A 19,420-nucleotide genomic window follows, 5' to 3' on the forward strand; every position below is an offset into this window, starting at 1 on the left:
CGCCGCTGACCAGCGGCAAGCGTCGCCGACCACCTTCCGGGAGACCACCATGCCTGTTTTCGAGACGCCAGAACCGATTTCCGTCCAGATCGAGCTGCCGATCGGCGACGCCTGGATCGCCGCGAGCGACCGCAGCGACACGGTGGTGACCGTGCGCCCCCGCGACCCGTCGAGCAAGGCCGACGTGAGCGCCGCCGATCAGACCACCGTCGAGTTCGCCGCCGGGCAACTGATGATCCGGGTGCCCAGGAGCTGGCGCCGTTACGGGTTCGGCCCCGGGCCGTCGGTCGACGTCCTGGTCGAGGTGCCGACCGGGTCGCGGGTGCACGCCGAGGCGTCGTGGGCGGCGTTCCGCTGCGAGGGCCGGCTCGGCGAGTGCCGGATCAAGACCGGCAGCGGCATCCGGCTCGACGAGACCGGGCCGTTGGAGATCGACAGCAGCCACGGCGAGGTCGCGGTCGAGCGCGTCCTCGGACCCGCCCGGGTGAAGGCCTCGTCCGGCAAGGTACGCATCGGCGCGGTCGACGGCACCGCCGAGATCAAGAATTCGTCCGGCGACTGCTGGATCGGCCGCAGCGGCGGCGACGTCCGGATCAACACGGCCTACGGCGACATCACCGTGGACGCGTCGCTGGCCTCGGTGACGGCCCGTACCGCCTACGGCAACCTTCGGCTGGGTGAGGTCGCCCGCGGCGCGATCGACGTGCAGACCTCGTACGGCGCCATCGAGGTCGGCATCCGTCGCGGGACCGCCGCCTGGCTCGACGTCAGCTCCAAGCATGGCCGCGTGCACAACGCGCTGGAGTCGACCGGCAGCCCGGCGCAGACCGACGAGACGGTCGAGGTCCGGGCGAACACCTCCTACGGCGACATCATGATCCGCCGCGCCTGACCCCCACCGCACCCGATCCCGAATGAGGAGACCATGACCAGCTCCATGAACCCCGCGATCGTCGCCACCGGCCTGCGCAAGTCCTACGGCGACAAGGTCGTCCTGGACGGCGTCGACTTGATGATCACCGAGGGCACGATCTTCGCATTGCTCGGTCCGAACGGGGCCGGCAAGACCACCACCGTGCAGATCCTCTCCACCCTGATCAGGGCCGACGGCGGCGATGCGCGCATCTTCGGCCACGATCTGACCCGGGAGCCCGACGCGGTACGCGCGCTGATCGGCGTCACCGGCCAGTTCTCCGCCGTCGACAACCTGCTCACCGCCCGGGAGAACCTGACCCTGATGGCCGACCTGTGTCACCTGGGCAGGGCCGCCGGACGGCGTCGGATCGCCGACCTGCTCGACCAGTTCGACCTGACCGAGGCGGCCGGCAAGCCGGTGTCGACGTACTCCGGTGGCATGCGCCGGCGGCTCGACCTGGCGATGACCCTGGTGGGCGAGCCCCGCGTCATCTTCCTCGACGAGCCGACCACCGGCCTCGACCCGCGCAGCCGCCGGGCCATGTGGCACATCATCCGGGCGCTCGTCGCCGAGGGCGTCACCATCCTGCTCACCACGCAGTACCTGGAGGAGGCCGACCAGCTCGCCGACCGGGTGGCGTTCCTCGACCACGGCCGTCTGATCGCCGAGGGCACACCACGCGAGCTCAAGCGGCTCATCCCGGGCGGTCACGTCGTGTTGCAGTTCGCCGACCAGGAAGGGCTCGACTCGGCGGCCCGGACGTTGCGGGCGGCCACCCGGGACGACGCGGCGCTCACCCTCCAGGTGCCCAGTGACGGTGGGGTCGGGTCACTGCGATCCCTGCTCGACCAGCTCGACAGCGCCTCGATCAGCGTGGCCGGGCTCTCCGTGCACACCCCCGACCTCGACGACGTCTTCCTCACCCTCACCGGCCAGCCGGACACCCGGGCCGGCCGGACCCATCACGAAAGGGCCTCCGCGCGATGAGCACCCTCTCCCTCGCTGTCCGCGACTCGAGCACCATGCTGCGGCGCAACCTGCTGCACATGCGGCGGTACCCGTCGATGACGTTCCTGCTCATCGGCATCCCGATCATCATCCTGCTGCTCTTCGTCTACGTCTTCGGCGGCACGCTCGGCGCGGGCCTCGGCCCGTCCGGCGACCGCTCCCAGTACGCCAACTACGTCACCCCCGGCATCCTGCTCATCACGGTGGTCAGTGCCGCGCAGGGCACCGCCATCTCTGTCGCGATGGACATGACCGAGGGGATCATCGCCCGGTTCCGGACGATGTCGATCTTCCGACCGTCGGTCCTGACGGGTCACGTGCTGGGCAGCCTCGTCCAGACCATGCTCAGCCTCGCGGCCGTCATCGTCGTGGCGCTGCTGGTCGGGTTCCGGCCCACCGCCAACCCGGTCGAGTGGCTCGCCGCGGTCGGTGTCCTCGCCATGGTCACCTTTGCGCTCACCTGGCTGTCCGTCGCCCTCGGTCTGGTCAGTGACAGCGTCGAGACGGCCAGCAACCTGCCCATGCCGCTGATCCTGCTGCCGTTCCTCGGAAGCGGGTTCGTCCCCACCGACTCCATGCCGGCCGCCGTGCGGTGGTTCGCGGACTACCAGCCCTTCACGCCCGTCATGGAAACCCTTCGCGGCCTGCTCCTGGGCACCGGGATCGGGAACAACGCCACCATCGCCGTCGTCTGGTGCGCCGTCATCACCGTGGCCTGCTTCCTCTGGGCCAAGTCGCTCTACAACCGCAACCGGACGAGCTGACCCGACCGGCGCGCGGTCTCGCCATCAGCACGCGGAACCGGCGGTTCGGCCCAGGGGGGCGGGCCGCCGGTTCGTGGTGTCGCGCGGCCTGCGGGTGCGGCGGCGCGAGCACCTGACCGGGCTGTGGAGCACGTGTCCCGCCGCTGCCCGACCCGGGCGGCGAGAGCACATCAAGACGTTGAATGTTATCGATAACACGGCCGCGTCGCCCGGTTGCGCGCTGGGCGGGGCCACCCGTGCGGAGCGCTCACCCATGAGCCCGCATGGTCATTGACGGCAGCGGCGCGGATCCGGGCGGGGGAACGCTCGGGCTGGATGATGTTATCGCTGCCATTGCCACCGAAAGTTTAGGTGGTCGCTATCGGACGGTCGTCCCGCACTGTCCGGCGCCCCGCACCTGTCGCCCCGCCTGTCGACGGTCGTTTGGTGGGCGTCCGCTCCGCAGCAAGGCCCCGTTCGGCACCTGATCGGCGCACTTGCCGCCGGAATGGTGCGCTTTGCACCGGTCCGCTATCAACCCTCCCGAGTCGGTCCGCCTTCCGCGTTCCGTTACGGAGCTGTTGCGGGTAGATGTCTTGACGAGGCTGGATGTGAGCGTTAACACTATCCCCGTTAACGGTGGAGGTGAACATGAACCGTGTGGACGGAGCTGACGACCGCTATGTCGTCGGTGTCGATTACGGCACCCTGTCCGGGCGAGCTCTGGTGGTCCGTGTCGGCGACGGTGCCGAACTGGGGACCGCGGTGCACGAGTATGGCGATGGCGTGATCAGCACGGCGCTGCCGGGAGGTCGAGCGCTACCCCCGGACTGGGCCCTGCAGAACCCGCAGGACTACCGCGACGTGCTGCGGTACGCCGTGCCGGCGGCGGTGTCCGCCGCAGGGGTGGACCCGACGGCGGTGGTCGGCATCGGCATCGACTTCACCGCCTGCACCGTGCTGCCGACGCTCGCCGACGGCACTCCACTGTGCGAGACGCCCGAGCTACGCGACCGACCGCACGCCTGGGTCAAGCTGTGGAAGCACCATGCCGCGCAGCCGCACGCGGACCGGATCAACGCGCTGGCCCACGAGCGGGCCGAGCCGTGGATCGGCCGGTACGGCGGCAAGATCTCCGCCGAGTGGCAGTACGCCAAGGGCCTGCAGATCCTGGAGGAGGACCCGGAGGTCTACGACCGGGCCGAGCGCTTCATCGAGGCGGCCGACTGGATCGTCTGGCAGCTCTGCGGCACCGAGACCCGCAATGTCTGCACGGCCGGATACAAGGGCATCTTGCAGGACGGTCAGTATCCCGCCAAGGACTTCCTGACCGCCCTGAACCCCAACTTCGGTGACTTCGTGTCCAAGTTGGACGGCCCGTTGCTGCCCCTCGGTGCCCGCGCCGGCGCGCTCACCGCCCAGGCCGCCGCATGGACCGGCCTGCCGGAGGGGATCGCGGTGGCCGTCGGCAACGTCGACGCGCACGTCACCGCGGCGTCCGCGCAGGCGGTGCAGCCCGGTCGACTGGTCGCCATCATGGGCACCTCGACCTGCCACGTGGTCAACGGCGCGGAGGTCGCCGAGGTGGCCGGTATGTGCGGTGTCGTGGACGGCGGCATCAGCCCCGGCGCGTGGGGTTACGAGGCCGGGCAGAGCGGTGTCGGCGACATCTTCGGCTGGTTCGTCGAGCACGCCGCCCCGGCCGGCATCGACTCGCACGAGCGCCTCACCGAGCTGGCCGCGAGTCAGCCCGTCGGCGCGCACGGCCTGATCGCGCTGGACTGGTGGAACGGCAACCGGTCCCTGCTGGTCAACCACGACCTCAGCGGCATGATCGTCGGGATGACCCTGGCCACCCGGCCAGCGGACATCTACCGGGCCCTGCTGGAGTCCACCGCGTACGGCACCCGGATGATCATCGAGGCGTTCGTCGACGCCGGAGTCCCGGTGAACGACCTGGTGATCGCCGGTGGTCTGACCAACAACGCGCTGCTGATGCAGATCTACGCCGACGTGACCAGGCGTCCGCTGAACATCATCGCCTCGTCGCAGGGGCCGGCGTTGGGCTCGGCGATCCACGCCGCGGTTGCCGCCGGTGAGTTCCCCTCGATCCACGAGGCGTCGCAGGCGATGGGTCGGGTGCACGAGGCCGTCTACCGCCCGGACCCCGAGCGGGCCCGCGCCTACGACGCCCTCTACGCCGAGTACCGGGCGCTGCACGACCACTTCGGTCGTGGCGGCAACGACGTCATGCTCCGCCTGCGGGCGATCCGTAACGCGGCGGTCGAGACCGCCGCCACCACACACGAGACACCGCTGGAGGTGGTGGCGTGAACGCCGAGGTGACCCGACAGATCGGCGAGCTGCGCGAGACCGTCGCCCGCCTGCACGCCGAGCTGACCCGGTACAACCTGGTCGCCTGGACGTCCGGCAACGTCTCCGCGCGGGTTCCCGGTCAGGACCTGATGGTGATCAAGCCGAGTGGGGTGAGCTACGACGACCTCACCGCGGCCACGATGGTGGTGTGCGACCTCGACGGCGTTCTCGTCGAGGGCGACTTCGCCCCGTCCAGCGACACCGCCGCCCACGCCTACGTCTACCGGGCCATGCCCGAGGTCGGTGGTGTCGTCCACACGCACAGCTCGTACGCGACCGCCTGGGCGGCGTGCGGCGAGCCGATCCCCTGCCACCTCACGGCGCAGGCCGACGAGTTCGGCGGGGAGATCCCGGTCGGTCCGTTCGCGCTGATCGGCGGCGACGACATCGGCAAGGGCATCGTGGCCACACTCGCCGGGCACCGCTCGCCGGCGGTGCTGATGCGCAACCACGGCGTGTTCACCATCGGCCGCGACGCCCGCGCGGCGGTCAAGGCGGCGGTGATGTGCGAGGACGTGGCCCGGACCGCGCACCTGGCACACACCCTCGGGCGGCCGGTCCCGATGGCACAGGCCGACATCGACTCGCTCTACGACCGCTACCAGAACGTCTACGGCCAACAACCAGTCGCACCGGCGGGTTCCTGACCCTCACCGAACCCCGGACCCGTCGGTCTGCACCACGCGCACCAGCACGCACCACCCGCGTACGCCGCTCTCTCGCACCTCGGCGGTCGGTCGCGGTTACCCACCACATCCACCAAGGAGATTCGATGGGAAAGATGCGAATGCAGTCCGCTCCGTGGCGCGCTGCCGCGGTCCTCGCCAGCGTGCTGCTGGTCGGCGGCGTGGCGGCCTGCGGTAACAGCGACACCGGCGGCGGCGGGTCCAAGGACGACGGCAAGATCACGATGGGCTTCTCCCAGGTCGGGGCGGAGAGCGGGTGGCGTACCGCGAACACCACCTCGATCAAGGAGTCCGCTGCCGCCGCGGGGATCGAGCTGAAGTTCGACGACGCTCAGCAGAAGCAGGAAAACCAGATCAAGGCGATCCGCAACTACATCCAGCAGAAGGTCGACGTGATCGCCTTCTCGCCGGTGGTGGAGTCCGGCTGGGACACCGTGCTCAAGGAGGCCAAGGACGCCGGCATTCCGGTCATCCTGACCGACCGCTCGGTGGACTCGGCGGACAAGTCGCTGTACAAGACCTTCCTCGGCTCGGACTTCGTCAAGGAGGGCCGCCTCGCCGGTGAGTGGCTGGTCGAGCAGAAGAAGAGCGCGTCGGGCCCGGTGAACATCGTCGAACTGCAGGGCAACACCGGTGCGGCGCCGGCGAACGATCGCAAGAAGGGCTTCGGTGAGGCGATCGCCGCCAACCCGAACCTGAAGATCATCGCCTCGCAGCCGGGTGACTTCACCCGGGCCGGCGGCAAGCAGGTCATGGAGCAGTTCCTCAAGGCGTACCCGAAGATCGACGTGCTGTTCGCGCACAACGACGACATGGGTCTGGGCGCGCTCGAGGCGATCACCGCGGCCGGCAAGACGCCCGGCAAGGACATCACCATCATCACCGTCGACGCCGTCAAGGATGGCATGCAGGCTCTCGCCGACGGGAAGTTCAACTTCATCGCGGAGTGCAGCCCGCTGCTCGGCCCGCAGCTGATGGACCTGGCCAAGAAGGTCCACGCGGGCGAGGAGGTGCCGGCTCGGATCGAGACCGAGGAGACCACCTTCACGCAGGAGCAGGCGAAGGAAGCTCTGCCCAACCGTAAGTACTGATCGACGACGGGGTCGCCGCGCTCGCGTGGCGGCCCCGCCGCGTCGCCTCCCTACCCGAAACGGACCGGGCTTGGCCCGCGACGACCTCCGTACCACGCCCGCCCGAGCGACCTCCAGGGGCGACCGGGCGGGCGTCGCGGGGGCGTGGCGGCCCTTCCGTGTCGAGAACCCAGAAGAGGTCTGATGGGATGACGGATAGCCGTCCGGTCCTGACGATGACCGGGATCAGCAAGTCCTTCCCCGGGGTGCGCGCACTCCACGACGTCAACTTCCGGCTCTTCCCCGGCGAGGTGCACGCCCTGATGGGCGAGAACGGCGCCGGCAAGTCGACCCTCATCAAGGTGCTCACCGGTGTCTACGACACCGACGAGGGCGCGATCACCCTCCACGACGAGCCCGTGTCGTTCACCGGGCCGATGCAGGCGACCGCCGCCGGTGTGAGCACCGTTTTCCAGGAAGTCAACCTCTGCACCAATCTCTCGGTGGCGGAGAACATCTTCATCGGCCGTGAGCCTCGCGTTTTCGGCGCGGTCCGCTGGGGCGAGGTTCGCCGCCGCGCCCGAGCCCTGCTGGCCCGCCTCGATCTCGACCTCGACGTCAGCGCGCCGCTCGGCTCGTACTCCCTGGCGATCCAGCAGATGGTCGCCATCGCCCGCGCGATCGACATCAAGGCGCGGGTGCTGATCCTGGACGAGCCGACGTCCAGCCTCGACGCCGACGAGGTGGCGCAGCTGTTCCGGATCATGCGGCAGCTGCGCGACGAGGGCATCGCCATCCTGTTCGTGACCCACTTCCTCGACCAGGTCTACGAGATCGCGGACCGGATCACCGTGCTGCGCAACGGCGGGCTGGTCGGCGAGTACCTCACCACTGAGCTGCCCCAGCTGTCCCTGGTCGAGAAGATGATCGGCAAGGAGCTCGACGTCCTGGAGGGCATTGAGGAGCACTCCCGGCGGGACCTGGCCACCCTAGAGGAGGGCACCCCCCTGGTGGCGGTGTCGAACTTCGGTCGGGCGGGCGCTGTCGAGCCGTTCAGCCTCACCATCCACGCCGGCGAGGTGGTGGGCCTGGCCGGCCTGCTGGGCTCGGGGCGTACCGAGGTCGCGCGGTTGTTGTTCGGGGCCGACCGGAGCGACGGGGGTCAGGTAGCTGTCGACGGCACGGCGAGCAGCCTGCGCACCCCCGCCCAGGCGATCGACCACGGCGTGGGCTTCTGCTCGGAGAACCGCCGCGCGGAGGGGATCGTCGCCGACCTGTCGGTGCGCGAGAACATGATCCTCGCCATGCAGGCGGCGCGCGGCTGGCTGCGGCCCATTCCACGTCGTCGCCAGGACGAGCTGGTCGACAAGTACGTCAAGGCCCTCAACATCCGGCCCGCCGACCCGGAGGTTCCGGTCCGCAACCTCTCCGGCGGCAACCAGCAGAAGGTGCTCCTGGCCCGGTGGCTGATCACCGAGCCACGGCTGCTGATCCTCGACGAACCGACGCGGGGCATCGACATCGGCGCGAAGACCGAGATCCAGAAGCTCGTGACGCAGCTGTCCGACGGGGGCATGGCGGTGCTGTTCATCTCCGCCGAGCTGGAGGAGGTGCTGCGCCTGAGCCACAAGGTGGCCGTGATGCGGGACCGGCAGATGGTCGCGCAGCTCGCCAACGACGAGAGCCTCGACGCCGAGCGCGTCATGCAGACCATCGCCAGCGGATCCCACCGGGAGGAGGCAGACCGATGAACGACACCATGAGCCGCTATCGGGCGATGACCGGACACCGGCTGTTCTGGCCCGCCGCAGTGCTGCTCGTCATGCTCGCCGCGAACACGATCTACCGGCCCGGGTTCCTGTCCATCGAGCTCAAGGACGGGCACCTGTACGGCACGCCGATCGACATCCTGCGGCTGAGCGCACCGCTGATCCTCGTCGCGCTGGGCATGACCCTGGTCATCTCGACCGGCGGCATCGACCTGTCGGTCGGCTCGCTCTGCGCGATCAGCGGCGCGATCGCCTGCATGTACATCAGCAAGCAGCCCGACCAGAGCAGCATTGCCGTGGTGGCGACCGCCCTCGCGCTGGCGATGGGCGTCTCGCTCGTGCTCGGCGCCTGGAACGGGGTGCTGGTGGCCGTGATCGGCATCCAACCGATCATCGCCACCCTGATCCTGATGGTCGCCGGCCGGGGTCTCGCCCAGCTGATCACCGAGGGTCAGATCATCACCATCAACTCCGAGCCGTACCGGGCGATCGGCCTGGGCCACGCGTTGACCCTGCCGCTGGCCATCTTCATCGCTCTCGCCGCGGCGCTGCTCGTCGCCGCGTTCACCCGTCGCACCGCGCTCGGCATGATCATCGAGTCGGTGGGCGGCAACTCGGTGGCCAGTCGGCTGGCCGGCATCCGGTCCGGCCGGGTCATCTTCCTCGCGTACGTGATCAGCGCCGCGTGTGCCGCGGTCGCCGGTTTCATGATGACTGCCAACGTCTCCAGTGCCGACGGCAACGCCGCCGGCCTCTGGGTCGAGCTGGACGCGATCCTGGCTGTCGTCATCGGCGGCACCTCCCTCGCGGGTGGCCGGTTCTTCCTCAGCGGCACCATCATCGGGGCGCTGATCATCCAGACCCTGACCACCACCGTGTACGCGATGGACATCTCGCCGCAGACGTCGCTGCTGTTCAAGGCGGTCGTCGTCATCGCCGTCTGCCTCATCCAGGCGCCGGCCTTCCGGGCCCGGTTCACCCGCCGCAGGCGCAACGCCCCGCCGCCCGCCCCCGTCGCCGACAAGCCGAAGGAGCAGGTGCCGGCATGACCACTGGAACGCTTACCGCCGGTCGTAACCGGTTCCGGCTGCCGAGGAAGCAGATACCGGTCCTGGCGACGCTCGCCCTGCTGCTGGTGATGTACGGCATCGGTGTCTCGCAGTACACGGCGTTCTCCAACGTCCAGGTCATCTTCAACGTGTTCATCGACAACGGCTTCCTGCTCGTCGTCGCGGTGGGCATGACCTTCGTGATCCTGACCGGTGGCATCGATCTGTCGGTCGGTTCGGTCGTCGCCATGACGGCGATGGTGTCGGCCGCGCTGCTTCAGGACGGCATGCCGGCGGCGCTGGTACTCGTCATCGCGCTGCTCATCGGCCCGACGCTCGGTCTGCTGATGGGCTGCGTGATCCACTTCTTCGAGATCCAGCCGTTCATCGTCACGCTCGCCGGGATGTTCTTCGCCCGGGGCATGTGCACGTTCATCTCCGGCGCGTCGATCCCGATCACCGACGGCTTCTGGACGGCGATGTCGCAGGAGCGGATCGGGAACCCGCGCGGCAACTTCGTGTCGATCAGCGTGCTGATCGCCTTCGTGGTGGTCGCGATCGCCGCGTACGTGCTGGCCTACACCCGGCTGGGGCGCAACGTGTACGCCATCGGCGGCAACCCGCAGTCGGCGCTGCTGATGGGCCTGCCGGTGGGGCGGACCCGGATCGCCGTCTACACGATCAGTGGTCTGTGCTCGGCCATCGGCGGGATCCTGCTGTCCTTCTACACCCTCTCCGGCGCGCCGCTGATCGCCGTGGGGATGGAGCTGGACGTCATCGCCGCCGTCGTCATCGGTGGCACGGTGCTCACCGGTGGCGCGGGTTACGTCTTCGGCACGGTGCTCGGCGTGCTGGTCCTGGGCGTGATCCAGACCCTCATCACCTTCGATGGGAGCCTCAACTCCTGGTGGACCAAGATCGTGATTGGCGGCCTGCTCTTCGCGTTCATCCTCCTGCAGCGTCTCATCGGAATCCGTTACAAGTGACCGCCCCTCTCGCGGAAGGCAACCCCATGGCACCACACACCGAACCCGAGATCTGGTTCCTCACCGGCAGCCAAGGCATGTACGGCGAGGAGACGCTCCGCCAGGTGGCTGAGCAGTCCCGCCAGATCGCGGCAGCACTCGACGACTCACCGCAGATTCCCGCCCGCGTGGTCTGGAAGCCCGTCCTGACCAACAGTGGTGAGATCCTGCAGGTCTGCCGGGAGGCCGCCGCTCAGGGTGCCGTCGGGGTGATCGCCTGGATGCACACGTTCTCGCCGGCCAAGATGTGGATCTCCGGTCTGGACGCGTTGCAGACACCGCTGCTGCACCTGCACACCCAGGCGAACGTTCTGCTGCCGTGGAACGACATCGACATGGACTTCATGAACCTGAACCAGGCCGCCCACGGCGACCGCGAGTTCGGGTACATCCAGACGCGCCTCGGTGTGGCGCGTAAGACGGTGGCCGGGCACGTCAGTGACCCGCGGGTGACCACCCGCATCGGGGCGTGGGCGCGGGCCGCGATCGGGTGGTCGGCGATGCGGTCGCTGCGCCTGGCCCGCTTCGGTGACAACATGCGCGACGTCGCCGTGACCGAGGGCGACAAGGTCGAGGCCGAGCTGCGGTTCGGGGTCTCGGTCAACACCTACGGCGTCAACGACCTGGTCGAGGTGGTCGGCGAGGTCACCGACGCGCAGGTGGACGACCTGGTCAAGGAGTACCAGGACACCTACCGCATCGTCGGCGAGCTGCTGCCCGGCGGCGATCAGCACGACGCGTTGCGCTACGCCGCGCGCCTGGAGTTGGGCATGCGCGCCTTCCTGGACGCGGGTGGGTTCCGGGCCTTCACGACGAACTTCGAGGACCTCGGAGGGCTGCGTCAGCTGCCGGGCATCGCCGTGCAGCGGCTGATGGCGGACGGCTACGGCTTCGGCGGCGAGGGCGACTGGAAGACCTCAGTCCTGGTCCACACCCTCAAGGCGATGTCGGTGGGCGTGAGTGGCGGCACCTCGTTCATGGAGGACTACACCTACGACCTCACCCCGGGCAACGAGCTGGTGCTCGGCGCCCACATGCTGGAGGTCTGCCCGACCATCGCGTCGGACGTGCCCAACGTGGAGATCCACCCGCTGAGCATCGGTGGCCGGGAGGACCCGGTCCGGCTGGTGTTCGACGCGGCACCCGGTCCGGCGGTGGTGCTCGGGTTGGCGGACATGGGGGAGCGCTTCCGGCTCGTGGCCAACGAGATCGACGTGGTGTCCCCGCCGCAGCCGCTGCGCCGGTTGCCGGTGGCCCGCGCCGTGTGGCGTCCGCGCCCCGACCTGCCGGTCTCGGCCGAGGCGTGGATCACCGCTGGCGCCCCGCACCACACGGTGCTGTCGCAGGCAGTGGGCGTGGAGGAGCTGCACGACCTGGCGGAGATGAGCCGCACCGAGCTCGTCGTCATCGACGCCGAGACGCAGCCGCGCCGCTTCGCCGACGAGATCCGCTGGAACCAGGCCTACTACCGGCTGGCCCGCGGCTTCTGATTCGCGCGCTCCGATCGCGCTCGACACGGGTGGTCCATCCCTGCCTGCGGCTGGGGTGGACCACCCGTTCGCGTGTGGTCCCGGCGTGCCGCGAGGCGGCCGTGTTACGGCTTGACTAACAGCATGTTATCGCTCACAGTCTATAGCCAAGATGGTCGATGTCTTTGACTGTCCGGCCACGCGCGCGTTCCACCTCTCCCGGTTGCGGCAGCTCATCGCCGCGACTGTCGGGCTGGCGGTGTTAGCGATCACATGGCCGGACGTCGGTCAGCTCGGTGCCCCGCCCGGTGCCACGGACGCCGACCCAGATCGCTCGGTTGACGTCAGCAGAGGAGGATCATGCTTTCCATCGGTCGGGTTCCCCGGGGTGCGCCGCGTCGGCGCGGGTGGCTGTCGAGACTTGCCGTCGCCGCGATGACACTGGTGGTCGGTGGCGCGGCCGCAGCCGTCGCCTCGGCACCCGCGTCAGCGGCGACTGTCGACACCAGTGCCTGGTACGTGTTGGTGAACCGCAACAGCGGCAAGGCCCTGGACGTGTACAACCTGGCGACCAACGACGGCGCGCGGATCACGCAGTGGACCCGCAACAACGGCAACCAGCAGCAGTGGCAGTTCGTCGACTCCGGTGGCGGCTACTACCGGGTGAAGTCGCGGCTGTCCAACAAGGTGCTGGACGTCTCGGGCTTCTCGACCGCCAACGGCGCCAGCATCGTGCAGTGGACCGACAACAACAGCACCAACCAGCAGTTCCGGTTGGCCGACTCCGACGGCGGCTACGTCCGGTTGATCAATCGGAACAGCAACAAGGTGATGGAGGTGCAGAGCGCCTCGACCGCCGACGGCGGAAACATCGTGCAGTACGACGACTGGAACGGCGCGAACCAGCAGTGGCAGTTCGTCCGCGTCGACGGCGGGAGCAACCCCACCACGCCGCCCCCGTCGAACGGCACCTTCTCGAACCCGGCGATCTGGCAGGACTTCGCCGACGTCGACATCATCCGGGTCGACAACGCGTACTACCTCACGTCGTCCACCATGCACTACTCGCCGGGCGCGCCGGTGCTGCGCTCCTACGACCTGGTGAACTGGGAGTTCGCCGGGCACGCCGTGCCCCGACTCGACTTCGGGTCGAAGTACGACATGAGCGGCGGTAACGCGTACGTCGACGGGATCTGGGCGTCGACGCTGAACTACCGGCCGAGCAACAGGCAGTACTACTGGGCCGGGTGCATCGACTTCGCGCAGACGCACATCTACACCGCGTCCGCCGTCGACGGCACGTGGAGCAAGCACACCACCATCCCCAACTGCTACTACGACGCCGGCCTGCTGTTCGACGACAACGACACGCCGTACATCGCGTACGGCAACGGCACCATCAGCGTGGCCCAGCTCTCCGCCGACGGGAAGTCCCAGGTGCGCGCGCAGCAGGTGTACCAGACGCCGTCGAGCATCGGCACGCTGGAAGGTGCCCGGTTCTACAAGCGCAACGGCGCCTACTACATCTGGCTCACCCGCCCGGCCAACGGCCAGTACGTGCTGAAGTCGACGAACGGCCCGTTCGGCCCGTACGAGCAGCGTCAGGTGCTGCTCAACCTGCCCGGTCCGATCTCCGGTGGCGGCGTGCCGCACCAGGGTGGGCTGGTGCAGACCCAGAACGGCGACTGGTACTACATGTCGTTCGTCGACGCGTACCCCGGTGGTCGGATGCCGGCGCTGGCCCCGATCACCTGGACCGGCGACGGCTGGCCCGTGCTGCAGACGGTCAACGGCGCCTGGGGCAGCTCGTACCCGAAGCCGAACCTGCCCGCGCCGCCCCGGGCGGTCAAGCCGCTCACCGGCACCGACACGTTCGCCGGCACCACCCTCGGCCCGCAGTGGGAGTGGAACCACAATCCGGACAACAGCAAGTGGTCGGTCAACAACGGCCTGAACCTGCAGACCGCCACCGTCACCGGCGACCTGTACAAGGCCCGCAACACGCTGACCCACCGCATTCAGGGACCCACCTCGACCGCCACGATCGAGTTGGACTACTCCACCATGCGCGACGGTGACCGCACCGGCTTGGCGGTACTGCGCAACTCCTCGGCCTGGATCGGCGTCCGGCGGGACAACGGCTCCACCCGCCTGGTCATGCAGAACGGCCTGACCATGGACGGCAGTTGGAACACCACCAGCACCGGCAGCGAGGTGGCGAGCACCGCCGTCTCCGGTGGCCGGATCTGGTTGCGTGCCAACGCCGACATCAGACCCGGCTCCGGGCGGCAGGCCCGTTTCTCGTACAGCACCGACGGGGTCAACTTCACCTCGTTCGGCAACGCCCTGACGCTGGCGAACAACTGGCAGTTCTTCATGGGCTACCGGTTCGCCATCTTCAACCACGCGACACAGGCGCTCGGTGGCGCGGTCACCGTGCGGCGATTCGACCTGACGACGCCGTGACACCAGTCACACGACGTCCGGTCTGACCGGTGGCGCCGGCCCCGCACGCCGTACGGCATGTCGAGTCGGCGCCACCGCGTCGGGCCTGCGCCGGCCTGCTCCACGCTCTGTCCAGGAGCGCGGGCAGGCCGGCGTACCACGTCGGGGGCCCTGCGCCGCACCGGCTGGCGCGCACCTCCGGTGGGGGCAGGGTGGTACGGCGTGGGCGGGTTACGCAGACCCGACAGAGCCGTGCCGTGTTCAGGACGGTTGCTGGCGTAGACTGTCGGCGATCCAGCGCTGGTCACCTGGGATTCAGCACCGGCGTGGTGACTGAGCGAGGGGGATCGGGCCGGGCCGCTCCAGTCGACGTCGACGGGCCGCGGGCCGGAGATGTAGCGGGGGGAGTGAAATGGCCGTCCACGGTCCCGCGATGACGGACGTTGCTCGTCTCGCCGGTGTCTCCCATCAGACGGTGTCGCGGGTGCTCAACGGGCATCCCAACGTCCGTGAGCAGACCCGGCTCCGGGTGCGCGCGGCGATCGCCGAACTCGGCTACCGCCCCAACGGCGCGGCGCGCGCCCTGGTGACCGGCCGATCACAGGTCATCGGTGTGGTCGCGCAGAACACGACGCTCTACGGCCCGGCGTCGCTGCTGGCCGCGTTGGAGCAGACCGCCGCGGAAGAGGGTTTCGCGGTCAGTGTCGGCAGCGTGCGCAATCTCGACCACCGGTCCATCTCGGCGGCCGTCGAGCGACACCTGTCGCACCGGGTCGCCGGCATCGTGGTCATCGCCCCGGTCGAGTCGGCCGGTGAGGCGCTGGAGCGCCTACCCAAGGACGTCCCGCTGGTCACTGTCGACGGCGATCCGAGCCGGCCGGTGCCGCTGGTGACCGTCGACCAGGTGGCGGGAGCCCGGGCGGCCACGCAACATCTCCTCGACGCCGGGCACCGCACCGTCTGGCACGTCTCCGGCCCGACCGACTGGTTCGACAGCGTCGGCCGGATCGACGGTTGGCGGCAGGCGCTGCTGGCCGCCGGGCTGGATCCGCCGCCGCCGATGCCGGGGGACTGGTCGGCCGCGTCGGGTTACCGGTGCGGGCAGATGTTGGCGCGGATGCCGGAGGTCACCGCCGTCTTCACCGCCAACGACCATCTCGCGTTGGGCGTGCTGCGGGCACTGCACGAGTTCGGCCGGCGGGTGCCGGACGAGATCAGTGTGGTCGGCTTCGACGACGTGCCGGAGGCGGCGTACTTCATTCCGCCGCTGACCACCGTCCGACCGGACTTCGACGCGGTGGCGCGGGCGAGCCTGCAGATGTTGCTGTCGCAGATCGAGTCGGGTACCGGCGGGGCGCTGCGGCAGACCGTCGCCCCGGCTCTGGTCGCCCGCCAGAGTGTCGCCCCACCGCGCTGACGACAAGCGGTGCCCCAGCGGCGGGAATCGGTCCCGCCGCGGCTGTCCGCTGAGCGGGTGCGGGTGCGGGTGTGGGCCGGCGTCGGTGTCGGTGTCGGCGTGCGGCAGTTTGCGGCTACGTCGCCGATAAGACGTGTCTCGATGCGTCGCGCAGTGTAGTCAATCGACCTCGGGCGATACGACATCGTGAAGGTATTGAACCTCGTGAAATGTCGCCGTAACATGATGGGCGTCTCTGTTAACGCTAACAAAAATTGGCGCACAACTATCGGCGCACCAACCGGAGATCGTAGTCACGGCCGGGCGCCACCGACAAGGAGGCTCGATGAACCGCACTACCCGAGGTCGTCGCTGGGGGAGCGTACTGGCCGCCGGAATACTGATCGCCGGCGCACTGGTCGGCCTTCGCGCCCCGACGGCGCAGGCACTGGACAACGGCGTGGCGCGCACTCCCCCCATGGGGTGGAATTCGTGGAACTCGTTCGGCTGCAACATCAACGAGGCGCTGATCCGGCAGACGGCGGACGCGATCGTCAGCAGCGGTATGCGGGACCTGGGCTACAACTACGTCGTCGTCGACGACTGTTGGTTCAATCCCAACCGGGACTCCTCCGGCAACATCCAGGGCGACCCCGGCCGGTTCCCCAGCGGGATGAAGGCGCTCGGCGACTACCTGCACGCCCGGAACCTGAAGTTCGGCCTCTACCAGGTGCCGGTCGACAAGACCTGCGCGCAGTACTTCGGCTCCTACCCGGGCGCGACCGGCAGCCGTGGTCACGAGGTACAGGACGCGCGCCAGTTCGCCGCCTGGGGCGTCGACTTCCTCAAGTACGACTGGTGCTCGCCGGAGGGCAGCATCAACGACCAGGTGGCCACCTTCGCCAAGATGCGTGACGCGCTGGCCGCCACCGGCCGGCCGATCGTCTACAGCATCAACCCCAACAGCATCCACGCCAAGACCGGCCCGCAGCGCAACTGGGGCGACGTGGCCAACATGTGGCGCACCACCGAGGACATCACCAACGCGTGGGACACCGGCCAGACCAACGGCTACCCGATGGGCATCCAGAACATCATCAACGTGACCGTTCCGCTGGCGTCGTACGCGAGGCCGGGTGGGTTCAACGACCCCGACATGATGGAGGTCGGCCGGGGTGGCATGAATGACACGGAGATGCGCAGCCACTTCGCGATGTGGGCGATCATGGCGTCTCCGCTGATCGCCGGCAACGACGTGCGGAACATGAACGCCGCGACGCAGACCATCCTCAAGAACGCCAACCTGATCGCCATCAACCAGGACTCGCTCGGGTTGCAGGGGACGCAGGTGTCGTTCGACGGCACGCGTCGGGTGCTGGCCAAGCGGCTCGCCAACGGTGACGTCGCCGTCGCCCTGTTCAACCAGGGCGGCTCGACGACGACGATCTCGACCACCGCCGCGGCCATCGGCAAGTCCGGCTCGTCGTTCACGCTGGTGGACGCGTGGACCGGCGGCACCAGCTCCAGCAACGGGACCATCAGCGCCAGCGTCCCGGCGCACGGCACCGTGGTGTACCGGGTCAGCGGTGGCGGCACGACGACGCCGCCGCCGACCACGTCGAGCGCGTATGCCAGCGCGGCCTCCGGGCGCTGCCTCGACGTGCCGAACAGCAACACGACCAACGGCACCCAGCCGGTCATCTGGGACTGCAACGGTGCCGCCAACCAGCGCTGGACCCGCAGCGGTCAGACCCTGCAGGCCCTCGGCAAGTGCCTGGACGCGCCCCTCAACGCCACGGCTGGCGTCAAGGTGCAGATCTGGGACTGCAACGGCGGGGCCAACCAGCAGTGGGCGGTCAACGCCAACGGCACGATCAGCGCCGTGCAGTCGGGGCTCTGCCTGGACGTCAACAACAACGCCACCGCCAACGGCACCACAGTGATCCTCTGGACCTGCACCGGTGCGGCGAACCAGCGGTGGTCGCAGCGGTAGCCGATCGGGTCCGCCGGCCGACAAGGTCGCGGCGACCCACCTGATCCGACGGTAGTGCTGGTGCCCGCGGACGGCAGACGTCGACCGCGGGCACCGGTCTGTCGGTGCCGTGGACGACCACGCTGAGTTGTCGCGTCCTGCCCTTCCGGCTGATCGGTCGTATGGCTAGGCTCGCCTGGATGCTCCGTTACGAGACCGTGACACCGGTATTTCGGATCAGGTGTTGACGCAATGTTTGTGAGCGCTAACACTACCCGAAAGATGACAGTTGGCCCCGGGCAGTCGGCGGGGGAGTCCTGAGAGGAGAAGCCGGTGGGCAGGAAATTCCTGGTCGCTCTCGGCGGCGCGGCACTGGCGCTGAGCTTGGCGGCATGCAGCGGCGGGGGTGCGGGCAGCGGTGAGAAGACCGGCGACGAGAAGCCCAGTGATCTGACCATCGGTGTGTCGATGCCGACCCAGACCTCGGAGCGGTGGATCGCCGACGGCAACGCGGTGAAGTCGAAGCTCGAGGCCAAGGGTTACAAGGTCGACCTCCAGTACGCCGGCGACGACATCCCCACGCAGTCGCAGCAGGTCGACCAGATGATCACCCAGGGCGCGGACGTCCTCATCCTCGCGGCGATCGACGGTACGGCGCTCAGCAGCCAGCTGCAGGCCGCCGCAGCCGCGAAGATCCCGGTCATCTCCTACGACCGGCTGATCCGCGGCAGCAAGGACGTCGACTTCTACGTCAGCTTCGACAACTACAAGGTCGGCGTCGCCCAGGGCACCGCGCTGCTCGTCGGTCTCGGCCTGCTCAACAAGGACGGCTCGAAGGGCACGGCCAAGGGGCCGCTGAACGTCGAGCTCTTCGCCGGGTCGCTGGATGACAACAACACCCAGTACTTCTTCGGCGGCGCGATGGACACCCTGAAGCCGTTCATCGAGGACGGGACGCTGGTCGTCAAGTCCAAGCAGACCACCCCCGAGCAGGTCGCCATCCTGCGCTGGCAGCAGGAGACCGCGCAGAAGCGGATGGAGAACCTGCTCACCTCCAGCTACAACGACGGCTCGAAGGTCGACGGGGTGCTGTCGCCGTACGACGGCATCTCCCGGGGCATCATCACCGCCCTGCAGAACGCCGGCTACGGCAAGGGCGCGAAGAAGCTCCCGGTCGTGACCGGCCAGGACGCGGAGATCGCCTCGATCAAGCTGATCAACGACGGCGTGCAGAGCTCGACGGTCTTCAAGGACACCCGACTGCTGGCCGAGCAGGCCGTGAACGCGGCCGAGGCGTTCCTGCAGAAGAAGCAGCCGCAGGCCAACGACACCGAGACGTACAACAACGGTGTCAAGGTCGTCCCGGCGTACCTGCTCCCGATCGCGACCGTCTACAAGGACGACATCAAGGCGACGCTGATCGACTCCGGCTACTGGACGGCGGAAGAGGTCGCCGCCGGTCAGGCCAAGAAGTAAGCCACTCGTCGGGCCCGGCG

Annotated in this window: 14 protein-coding genes; all 14 read left to right on the forward strand. The window is 68.7% G+C overall.

The annotated features are described in order from the left end of the window. The first annotated feature begins 49 nt into the window (after positions 1-49). The 14 genes from QSK15_RS10520 (at position 50) to chvE (ending at position 19,400) form a co-directional block, all read left to right on the forward strand. On the forward strand, positions 50-892 hold the full coding sequence (locus tag QSK15_RS10520; protein WP_285793977.1) for a DUF4097 family beta strand repeat-containing protein: 843 nt from the start codon (positions 50-52) through the stop codon (positions 890-892). A gap of 33 nt (positions 893-925) precedes the next feature. Continuing rightward, positions 926-1,903, forward strand: a complete 978-nt coding sequence (locus QSK15_RS10525; protein ID WP_285793978.1) for an ATP-binding cassette domain-containing protein — start codon at positions 926-928, stop codon at positions 1,901-1,903. Beyond that, positions 1,900-2,688: an ABC transporter permease gene (locus QSK15_RS10530; protein WP_285793979.1), complete on the forward strand. Its 789-nt coding sequence runs from the start codon at positions 1,900-1,902 to the stop codon at positions 2,686-2,688. Before QSK15_RS10525 ends, QSK15_RS10530 begins: the two co-directional genes overlap by 4 nt. A gap of 630 nt (positions 2,689-3,318) precedes the next feature. Next, on the forward strand, positions 3,319-5,001 hold the full coding sequence (gene araB / locus QSK15_RS10535; protein ID WP_285793980.1) for a ribulokinase: 1,683 nt from the start codon (positions 3,319-3,321) through the stop codon (positions 4,999-5,001). Further along, entirely contained in the window at positions 4,998-5,690 is a 693-nt protein-coding gene (locus QSK15_RS10540; protein ID WP_285793981.1) for an L-ribulose-5-phosphate 4-epimerase, read from the forward strand. The genes araB and QSK15_RS10540 overlap by 4 nt, the downstream gene beginning before the upstream one ends. Before the next feature lie 125 nt (positions 5,691-5,815). Next, the gene (locus QSK15_RS10545; protein WP_285793982.1) at positions 5,816-6,820 is read left to right on the forward strand and encodes an ABC transporter substrate-binding protein; all 1,005 of its coding nucleotides are present in this window, start codon (positions 5,816-5,818) and stop codon (positions 6,818-6,820) included. A gap of 188 nt (positions 6,821-7,008) precedes the next feature. Further along, positions 7,009-8,550 (forward strand): sugar ABC transporter ATP-binding protein, encoded by a 1,542-nt coding sequence (locus tag QSK15_RS10550; protein ID WP_285793983.1) that lies wholly within the window; start codon positions 7,009-7,011, stop codon positions 8,548-8,550. Continuing rightward, positions 8,547-9,617: an ABC transporter permease gene (locus tag QSK15_RS10555; protein ID WP_285793984.1), complete on the forward strand. Its 1,071-nt coding sequence runs from the start codon at positions 8,547-8,549 to the stop codon at positions 9,615-9,617. Before QSK15_RS10550 ends, QSK15_RS10555 begins: the two co-directional genes overlap by 4 nt. Continuing rightward, a complete protein-coding gene (yjfF, locus tag QSK15_RS10560) occupies positions 9,614-10,603 on the forward strand; it encodes a galactofuranose ABC transporter, permease protein YjfF (protein ID WP_030333976.1) in 990 nt (329 codons plus the stop codon). Before QSK15_RS10555 ends, yjfF begins: the two co-directional genes overlap by 4 nt. Before the next feature lie 26 nt (positions 10,604-10,629). Further along, positions 10,630-12,132, forward strand: a complete 1,503-nt coding sequence (araA, locus tag QSK15_RS10565; protein ID WP_285793985.1) for an L-arabinose isomerase — start codon at positions 10,630-10,632, stop codon at positions 12,130-12,132. A 339-nt stretch (positions 12,133-12,471) separates the two neighbouring features. After that, the gene (locus tag QSK15_RS10570; protein ID WP_285793986.1) at positions 12,472-14,577 is read left to right on the forward strand and encodes a family 43 glycosylhydrolase; all 2,106 of its coding nucleotides are present in this window, start codon (positions 12,472-12,474) and stop codon (positions 14,575-14,577) included. Positions 14,578-14,989: 412 nt separating this feature from the next. After that, the gene (locus QSK15_RS10575) at positions 14,990-15,973 is read left to right on the forward strand and encodes a LacI family DNA-binding transcriptional regulator (protein WP_209444598.1); all 984 of its coding nucleotides are present in this window, start codon (positions 14,990-14,992) and stop codon (positions 15,971-15,973) included. A gap of 325 nt (positions 15,974-16,298) precedes the next feature. Continuing rightward, positions 16,299-17,945, forward strand: a complete 1,647-nt coding sequence (locus QSK15_RS10580; protein ID WP_285793987.1) for a glycoside hydrolase family 27 protein — start codon at positions 16,299-16,301, stop codon at positions 17,943-17,945. A gap of 312 nt (positions 17,946-18,257) precedes the next feature. Next, a complete protein-coding gene (gene chvE / locus QSK15_RS10585) occupies positions 18,258-19,400 on the forward strand; it encodes a multiple monosaccharide ABC transporter substrate-binding protein (RefSeq protein ID WP_285793988.1) in 1,143 nt (380 codons plus the stop codon). Positions 19,401-19,420 lie beyond the last annotated feature (20 nt).

Source organism: Micromonospora sp. NBRC 107095 (genome assembly GCF_030269705.1).
GTDB lineage: Bacteria > Actinomycetota > Actinomycetes > Mycobacteriales > Micromonosporaceae > Micromonospora > Micromonospora parva.